The sequence below is a fragment of the Mesorhizobium sp. M4A.F.Ca.ET.020.02.1.1 genome (assembly GCF_004022645.1).
In the GTDB taxonomy this organism is placed as follows: Bacteria; Pseudomonadota; Alphaproteobacteria; order Rhizobiales; family Rhizobiaceae; genus Mesorhizobium.
Window position 1 is genome coordinate 1 of record NZ_RZOI01000277.1, and the last position, 7,107, is coordinate 7,107.

The following is a 7,107-nucleotide window of genomic DNA, read 5'->3' on the forward strand; positions in this document are numbered from 1 at the left end:
ACCGTCACCGTGCCGATGGGCACCATGGCCGACATCGGCATGCCGGTCGGGCTGACCTTCGCCGGCAAGGCCTATGAGGATGTGGCGCTGCTCTCGATGGCCGGCGACTACGAGCGCGCCACGCGGCGCCGCACCGTCCCGCCGCGCACGCCGGCGCTGGCGGATGATGTTTTAGCGGGCGGGAAGGGCAACGCCGCTTCGGCCCAGCCCGGTGAGACGCCATTCGCCGTGAACCTCACCGCCGAGACCATTCCTGCCGGCGACACCGACGAGATCGTCGTCACGCTGGATGCCGGCGCTGCCGATGGGGCAAACGTCAAGGTTCACGTCAACGGCGAGCCGGTGGCGATGCGGCATGACGGCAATCGTTACATCGGCCGCGTGTCCGTGCCCGCCGCCACGCATCAGGGTATCCACAGCGTCTGGCGCGGCTCCTACGGCTCGATCGTCACGGCCGTGGTGCGGCTGCCGGATGGGCGCACCGCCGGGGCCCATGCGGTGACCGGCGGGATAGGATGAGGGCTGAAGCTGCCAATCTTCCCCCTTGTGGGGGAGATCAGTTGGCACCGCCGCTTTCGCCAATCTCCGCCTTCGGGTGAAGCATCCATCCTTGACCCTCCGAACCCTCACGCTATCTTCGCGCCCATGCCAGAATCCAGCCTCGCCCCGCTCATTGTCATCGATCTCCAGACCGGCATGTTCGACGGCCGCTTCGAGCCGCCGATCCATGATGCCGAAGGCATCGTCGCCCGCGCCCGCGCGGTGATCGACTGGGCGCGAGAATCCGGCCGCAAGGTCGCCTTCATCCGCCATGACGGCCCGCAAGGCGATCCGCTGGCGCCGGGCGCCAGCGGCTGGCCGGTATGGCCGGGGCTCGGCCAGGCCGGCGACGAACCGACCTTCGGCAAGACGGTCGGCGATGCCTTCTCCAATGCCGCGCTTGGCGAATGGGTAGCCGGCCAGGGCGCGGGCGCGGTCATCCTGCTCGGCGCGCAGAGCGACTTCTGCGTTGCGGCGACCGTGAAGGGCGCGATGGCGCGCGGCCTCGGCGTGACCGTGGTGTCCGACGCGCACTCGACGCTCGACACCCCTGCCGAGAGCGCGGCCGAAATCATTGCCCGCCACAATGTGGCTTTCGAAGAGGCCGGCGCGAAACTGGCGACGGCGGAGGCGCTGAGCGGACGCTGAACCCTCTCCCGGAAGGGAAGCGCCCTCAGCCAACCCGGGGAGACCTCACCATGCCAAGCCTCAACCTGCCCGCCGTAGGTGGATGCCGCTGTGGTCGTGTTCGCCTGAAGATCACCGCGCCGCCGCTGCTGACCATGGCCTGCCATTGCACCGGCTGCCAGCGTATGTCGGCCAGCGCCTATTCGCTGAGCGCGGCGATCCCCGACGAGGCCTTCGAAGTTACCCAAGGCGAGCCAGTGATCGGCGGGCTGCACGGCGCCTCGCGGCACTATTTCTGCCCGCATTGCATGAGCTGGATGTTCACCCGGCCTGAGGGGCTCGACTGGTTCGTCAATCTGCGCCCGACCATGCTCGACGATCCAGGCTGGTTCACGCCCTTCGTCGAGACCTGGACCAGCGAGAAACTGCCATGGGCGAAGACGCCCGCGGTGCACAGCTACGCGGCGCTGCCTGCGATGGAGGAGTATGGCGAACTGACGGCCGAGTTTGCCCAAGCCTTCACGACTGGCTCCTTCGCAACGGGCGGCTCCGCCGGCTGAGGGCATGTTATCAATATCTCAGCCGGCGGAGCGGGGGGCTGCCACCACTTAATGCCGTCACTGTTGCCCTTGGCATTTTCGAATTGGATAATATTGCGGAACGTCCAGTGGACATTCCGGGAACCAAGCGCAACCAAAACCTTCACGAACCGCGCCATGCCGATGGCGCAGGGTCGTTCTGGAGAGAGCCGGCCGTGGTCGACGGGGCCGCGGGGGCGCATGTTGGGGTGCTTTCGGGCCCGCGTCGACCAGGGCGGCTCGTACCGCCGCGAAAACACCATCGCATATCGGCAACGAAGCGGAACTTCCGCGATAGCGGAATAGGCTGGCGTGATTTTGCGGATTCGAGCTCCAGAGTTGCCACCTTGGCGCGAAAATGGCGATCGCCGGTTGCGGCGCCATCAAGAAACGACATGCCGAACCCGGCCAACATGATTGGCTACCAGACCACCGGCAAACCGGCTCGGATGTGCAGGCACCGGAGATATGAGGGCGCGCCCGCCAGCAGGTGAATCAACGCTTCAACCGACGGCCTAAGTGTTGGATATCCCAAGTGGCACGCCAGCCGCGGCCGGATGCCGCAAATTAATTTGCATGCAAATGTTTCGTCTCGGCGCCTTTTTGTGAAGCCTTTCACCGTTCTCGTGAAATCGGTCGGATACACATGCGGCGCAAAACTGGCGTCGCGTGACAGGGCAACACTGCCCGTTCCGCCGCTACGATACGGAGGATATCAATGTTGAAAAGCCTTCGCAGGCTTGTAGCCGCTCTCAAGCGCGCCTCCAGGCACAAACACACAATGCGTGCATTGAACGACTTGCCCCCGGAAACCCGGAAGGACATCAACTGGCCGCACTCGGCCCAAAGCTGTCCGGAACCGGTCCAGCCATACGAGATACGGTTGCCCTTCTGAAGCAGTTCCAGGAACAGCGGTCTACCGTCCGTGAGAACAAATGCTTGGAGCGGTTCGGTGGTTGCAGCAAAAGGCTGAACCGCTCTAAGGCTGCGAGGTCGACGCGCAGCGAACGACATGCCGCCGCGCGTCCAGCCGAACGATGCCGGCGGGGCGCCTGGCGGCCCGGCCATCGCCGATCTGGCGGCGTCCTAGCTTATGTCCGCAACAACTTCCCCCGATACAGGGTCGGTCACGCCGAGATCGCCGCCGAGATCTTCAAGCATGTCGCGGAACCCGTCGAGAATGCCGATCATCGACGGCCGCGCGGCGGCGAGGCTGTCCATGTCGTTCCACTCGCCGACAAAGCAGAATGTGCGCTCGCCGGTCTTGATGAGGGCGCCCTTGCGAAAGCCCGCGGCGTTGAGCGCGATGGTCTTGTGCTTCTCGACGAAGGCCTGTTCCTTGCCTGGCTTGGTGCGAAAGCGCACGACATTGTAGGCGGTCATGGTTTCCTCCGATCGGTTTGCGATCAGCCGGCGGGCTTGTAGACGCCCGCGGCCTTGTTGGCGGCCGCGAGCACGGCCTTCATGTCGAGTTCTTCGAGGATGACAAAGTCGCTCAACGAACCGCTTGCCCGCACCGCAAGGGCTATGCCCATCCCGGCAGCCTGGTCCGGCACCTCGCCATTGACGACGACGTCATAAGCGCCGCGCGTGAACATCAAGCCGGTCATCTTGCCGCCGACGCTTTCAAACAGCGCATTGACTGCAGCTTGCCGGTCCGAGCCCTGCATCAGTCCTTTGGCGGCGTGGGGTGCATAATTTGCCAACACGGTGACCTTCATGGGAATCTCCTCCAGATAACAATGTCTCGGGCCGCTCAATTGTTTGAGCAGCACCGGGTTGCTTGTCCTTTCACTGACATTTGACGTGGCCCGTGGGACCGCCTTGGGCAGCCAAGGCCAACGGCGGTGCATAACCGGAGCTTCGCTTCGGTTGTAGCAATATGCGCCTATTCTAATATGACGACAATCCCGCCGTGGACGCGGTTGCAATGGGCCTCATGCGGCACAACAGTCTTCCATCGGCGGTCGCCAAAATGTGCTTTTCTCCCTGGCGGAATGGCATTCCGGCTATTCCAACCGGCGAGGGAGCCTGATAATAGGTCAGCCACATTGACCTAAATGCGCATGATCTCGCAAAGCGCGAACCGCTTTTGGACGAGATCGTGCCCGAGCAAGATTGACCATCCACGGGGAGGTGGGCCTTGACCCTGATGAACCTGTTGGCGTCGCGCGCTTCGCGCATGAAGGCGTCGGAAATCCGCGAGCTGCTGAAACTGCTCGACCAGCCGGACATCATCTCCTTTGCCGGCGGCATTCCGGACCCCGCGCTGTTTCCGGCGGACGCCATCAGCGCAGCCTATTCCTCGGTGCTCGGCGGCGCGGAGGCGGGCGCGGCCCTGCAGTACCAGGTCAGCGAGGGCTACCTGCCGCTCAGGAAATGGCTGGCCGGCCAGATGGGCAAGCTCGGCGTCGCCTGCGACGAGGGCAACATCTTCATCACCTCCGGCTCTCAGCAGGCGCTGGACTATCTCGGCAAGCTCTTTCTCTCGCCGGGCGACACGGCACTCGTCACCTGGCCGACTTATCTTGGTGCGCTGCAGGCCTTCAACGCCTATGAGCCACGCTACGATCGGCTGACGCCGGACGGCGGCAACATGACGCCGGCGGCCTATCACGCAGCCGCGGCGGCCGCCGGCGGGCGGGTCAAATTCGCCTATCTGGTGCCGGATTTCGCCAACCCGACCGGCGAGACGCTGGGTGTCAAGCAGCGCGAGGCGGTGCTCGACCTTGCCGGTGATCTCGACATCGCGATCATCGAGGACGCGGCCTACCGGGCGCTGCGCTATGACGGCGAAAGCGTGCCGCCGATCCTGGCGCTGGACTGCCAGCGCTCCGGCGGCATCGACAATGCCCGCACGCTTTATTGCGGCTCCTTCTCGAAGATCCTGTCGCCGGGCATGCGCGTCGGCTGGGTCTGCGCGCCGCGCCGCGTGGTGGAGCGCCTGGTGCTGATGAAGCAGGCCTCCGACCTGCACAGCCCCTCGATCAACCAGGTGGCCATGCACCGCGCCGCCGAGGCGATCTTCGACCAGCACGTGGAAAAGTTGATCGGCGCCTCCCGCGCCCGCCGCGACGGCCTGCTCGGCGCGCTCGAGGCCAACATGCCGGAGGGCGTGACCTGGAGCCGGCCGGATGGCGGCATGTTCGTCTGGGTGACGCTGCCCGAGGGCGCTGACGCCACGGCGCTGCTTGCCCGCTCGGTCAGGGAAGCGCGCGTCGCCTTCGTGCCGGGCAATGCTTTCCATGCCGACGGCACCGGCCGCAACACACTGCGGCTGAGCTTCACCCTGGCCGACAGCCGCGCCGTCGGCGAGGGGATCCCGAGGCTGGCGAAGCTGCTGGGGTAGCACGCCTCGCTATCTCCCACGAAGGGGCGCTCGGATGCCGCCGCCGGAACCCGCCGGGCATGCCGGCCGTTTCATTGCAGAGCGTTCAAACAGTTGGAGGTGAGATGGCCGTCATCCTCATCGGCGCGTTGCTCGTTGTCGCCGGCGTTGTCTATATGGCTGGCGCGGCGCTCTGGCGTGGTCGGCTCAGCGAACCGGCGCCGCTCGGCACCCCCGCCGACCGCTCCGCCTCAAGGTTGGCAACGCCTGGACCGACGCTCGAACCGCGACGGCGCGGGATGGGCTTCCTTGGCTTGTCGCCGAACTGGCCGGGCCTGCTGATGATAGGCGTGGGCGTCGTCATGCTGTTGTCGGCGGCAGTGCTTTAAGCCGCCAACTCCATCGCCGCTAGGACAAAGCCGCCGAGATCGGCAGCTTCGGCGATTCACCATCCTCGTCACGCAAAGTTGCACGCCTTCAGCCGATCCTCTCGGCTAAAATGCGGGCGGATCAGCCAGAAGGAGAGGAAAGCCATGACCCTACGCTTTGGCCTCATCGCCCTTGCCCTGTCAGGCTTCGCCAGCCAGGCATCGGCTGTCGAGATTTCCAGCCCATCCGTCTCGGACGGCAAGTGGGACAACAGATACATCGGCGACAGCGCCGGCGGATGCACTGGCGGCAGCGTCTCGATCGCCTTGAACTGGAAGGATCCGCCGGCCGGCACCAAAAGCTACGCGCTCACCATGTTCGATCCCGATGCCGGCGGCGGCAAGGGCTGGTGGCACTGGCTGGCCTGGAACATCCCGGCGAGCGCCAATGGATTGCCCGAAGGCGCCGGCTCGAAGGGCGGCAAGGGCTTACCCAAGGGCGCCATGCTCGGCAAGGGCGACATCGGCCGCGCCGGCTATTTCGGCCCGTGCCCGCCGCCCGGCAGCGGCGCGCATCATTATGTCTTCACGCTCTATGCCCTCAAGGCGGCGAAGCTCCACGCCAAGGCGAGCGCTTCTCCCGCGACGGTGGCGGCCGCCGCGAAGGCGCAGTCGCTCGGCACGGCAACGGTGACCTATACATATGAGCGCTAGAGGCTGCCGATCTCCCCCTCGCGGGGAGATCGGCAGCTTCAGCTATTCCGCCGCCAGCAGCTTGTCCTGCGTCTTCGTCTCGAAGTCGCTGGCGTCGTGGCGCTCGTGCAGCTGGTAGGCCGGGTCGCCGGAGAGGCGGTTGACCATACGGCCGCGCTTCACCGCCGGCCTGGCGTCGATGGCGTCGGCCCAGCGCTGGACGTGCTTGTATTCCTGCACGGCCAGGAACTCCCCGGAATCGTTGTAAATGCGGCCCTTGGCGAGCCCGCCATACCAGGGCCACACCGCCATGTCGGCAATCGTGTAGTCCGGTCCGGCGAGGTACTCGCTCTCCGCCAGCCTGCGGTCGAGCACGTCCATCTGCCGCTTGGTCTCCATAGCGAAGCGGTCGATCGCATACTCGATCTTTTCCGGCGCATAGGCGTAGAAATGGCCGAAGCCGCCGCCGAGGTAGGGCGCCGAGCCCATCTGCCAGAACAGCCAGGAGAAGGTTTCGGCCCGTGCCGCCGGATCCTTCGGTAAGAATGCGCCAAACTTTTCCGCCAGATAGGTCAGGATCGAGCCGGATTCGAAGACACGGATCGGCTTCTCGCCGCTGCGGTCCATCAGCGCCGGGATCTTGGAGTTGGGATTGACCTCGACGAAGCCGCTGGCGAACTGGTCGCCTTCGTTGATCCGGATCAGCCAGGCGTCGTACTCGGCACCCTTGTGGCCCAGCGCCAGAAGCTCCTCCAGCATGATCGTCACCTTCTGGCCGTTGGGCGTGGCCAGCGAATAGAGCTGCAGAGGGTGCTTGCCGACCGGCAGTTCCTTGTCATGCGTCGGGCCGGCGATCGGCCGGTTGATGCTGGCGAAAGTGCCGCCATTCGGCTTGTTCCAGGTCCAGACTTTCGGCGGGGTGTATTGGTTCATGGGGGAGCCTTGAGGGTTGGCGGGGGCGCGGATTGATCGG

8 protein-coding genes and 1 pseudogene are annotated in these 7,107 nt (G+C 65.3%); 6 read left to right on the forward strand and 3 right to left on the reverse strand.

Translation table 11 applies throughout. From position 1 onward, the window contains the following. The 3 genes and pseudogenes from EN742_RS38185 to EN742_RS18110 all read left to right on the forward strand — a co-directional run. Positions 1-519: pseudogene (locus tag EN742_RS38185) on the forward strand (amidase); the annotation flags it as partial. 126 nt (positions 520-645) lie between these two features. Next, entirely contained in the window at positions 646-1,188 is a 543-nt protein-coding gene (locus tag EN742_RS18105; protein WP_126055263.1) for an isochorismatase family protein, read from the forward strand. Positions 1,189-1,238: 50 nt separating this feature from the next. Beyond that, a complete protein-coding gene (locus EN742_RS18110) occupies positions 1,239-1,727 on the forward strand; it encodes a GFA family protein (protein ID WP_127406915.1) in 489 nt (162 codons plus the stop codon). Between the two features lie 1,104 nt (positions 1,728-2,831). Here EN742_RS18110 and EN742_RS18115 read toward each other — a convergent pair. Both EN742_RS18115 and EN742_RS18120 read right to left on the reverse strand, forming a co-directional pair. Further along, the gene (locus EN742_RS18115; RefSeq protein WP_126055261.1) at positions 2,832-3,128 is read right to left on the reverse strand and encodes an antibiotic biosynthesis monooxygenase; all 297 of its coding nucleotides are present in this window, start codon (positions 3,126-3,128) and stop codon (positions 2,832-2,834) included. A gap of 23 nt (positions 3,129-3,151) precedes the next feature. Then, positions 3,152-3,466, reverse strand: a complete 315-nt coding sequence (locus EN742_RS18120) for a GYD domain-containing protein (protein ID WP_126055260.1) — start codon at positions 3,464-3,466, stop codon at positions 3,152-3,154. Positions 3,467-3,897: 431 nt separating this feature from the next. On the opposite strand from EN742_RS18120, the gene EN742_RS18125 reads away from it, so the two are divergent. The 3 genes from EN742_RS18125 to EN742_RS18135 all read left to right on the forward strand — a co-directional run bounded on the left by EN742_RS18125 (position 3,898) and on the right by EN742_RS18135 (position 6,155). After that, a complete protein-coding gene (locus tag EN742_RS18125; protein WP_189375437.1) occupies positions 3,898-5,094 on the forward strand; it encodes a PLP-dependent aminotransferase family protein in 1,197 nt (398 codons plus the stop codon). A gap of 104 nt (positions 5,095-5,198) precedes the next feature. Further along, the gene (locus EN742_RS18130; RefSeq protein ID WP_126055258.1) at positions 5,199-5,462 is read left to right on the forward strand and encodes a hypothetical protein; all 264 of its coding nucleotides are present in this window, start codon (positions 5,199-5,201) and stop codon (positions 5,460-5,462) included. Between the two features lie 144 nt (positions 5,463-5,606). Then, positions 5,607-6,155 carry a YbhB/YbcL family Raf kinase inhibitor-like protein gene (locus tag EN742_RS18135; protein ID WP_128333100.1) on the forward strand — a complete coding sequence of 183 codons (549 nt, stop codon included), beginning with the start codon at positions 5,607-5,609 and terminating at the stop codon, positions 6,153-6,155. Positions 6,156-6,197: 42 nt separating this feature from the next. On the opposite strand, the gene yghU is transcribed toward EN742_RS18135, so the two are convergent. Further along, positions 6,198-7,067: a glutathione-dependent disulfide-bond oxidoreductase gene (gene yghU / locus EN742_RS18140; protein WP_126055256.1), complete on the reverse strand. Its 870-nt coding sequence runs from the start codon at positions 7,065-7,067 to the stop codon at positions 6,198-6,200. Between the last annotated feature and the right edge of the window lie 40 nt (positions 7,068-7,107).

Bases quoted from the DNA above. Each gene is read 5' to 3' on its own strand.
- EN742_RS18105 (WP_126055263.1), top strand. From the start codon at position 646: ATGCCAGAATCCAGCCTCGCCCCGCTCATTGTCATCGATCTCCAGACC.
- EN742_RS18110 (WP_127406915.1), top strand. From the start codon at position 1,239: ATGCCAAGCCTCAACCTGCCCGCCGTAGGTGGATGCCGCTGTGGTCGT.
- EN742_RS18115 (WP_126055261.1), bottom strand. From the start codon at position 3,128: ATGACCGCCTACAATGTCGTGCGCTTTCGCACCAAGCCAGGCAAGGAA.
- EN742_RS18120 (WP_126055260.1), bottom strand. From the start codon at position 3,466: ATGAAGGTCACCGTGTTGGCAAATTATGCACCCCACGCCGCCAAAGGA.
- EN742_RS18125 (WP_189375437.1), top strand. From the start codon at position 3,898: ATGAACCTGTTGGCGTCGCGCGCTTCGCGCATGAAGGCGTCGGAAATC.
- EN742_RS18130 (WP_126055258.1), top strand. From the start codon at position 5,199: ATGGCCGTCATCCTCATCGGCGCGTTGCTCGTTGTCGCCGGCGTTGTC.
- EN742_RS18135 (WP_128333100.1), top strand. From the start codon at position 5,607: ATGACCCTACGCTTTGGCCTCATCGCCCTTGCCCTGTCAGGCTTCGCC.
- yghU (WP_126055256.1), bottom strand. From the start codon at position 7,067: ATGAACCAATACACCCCGCCGAAAGTCTGGACCTGGAACAAGCCGAAT.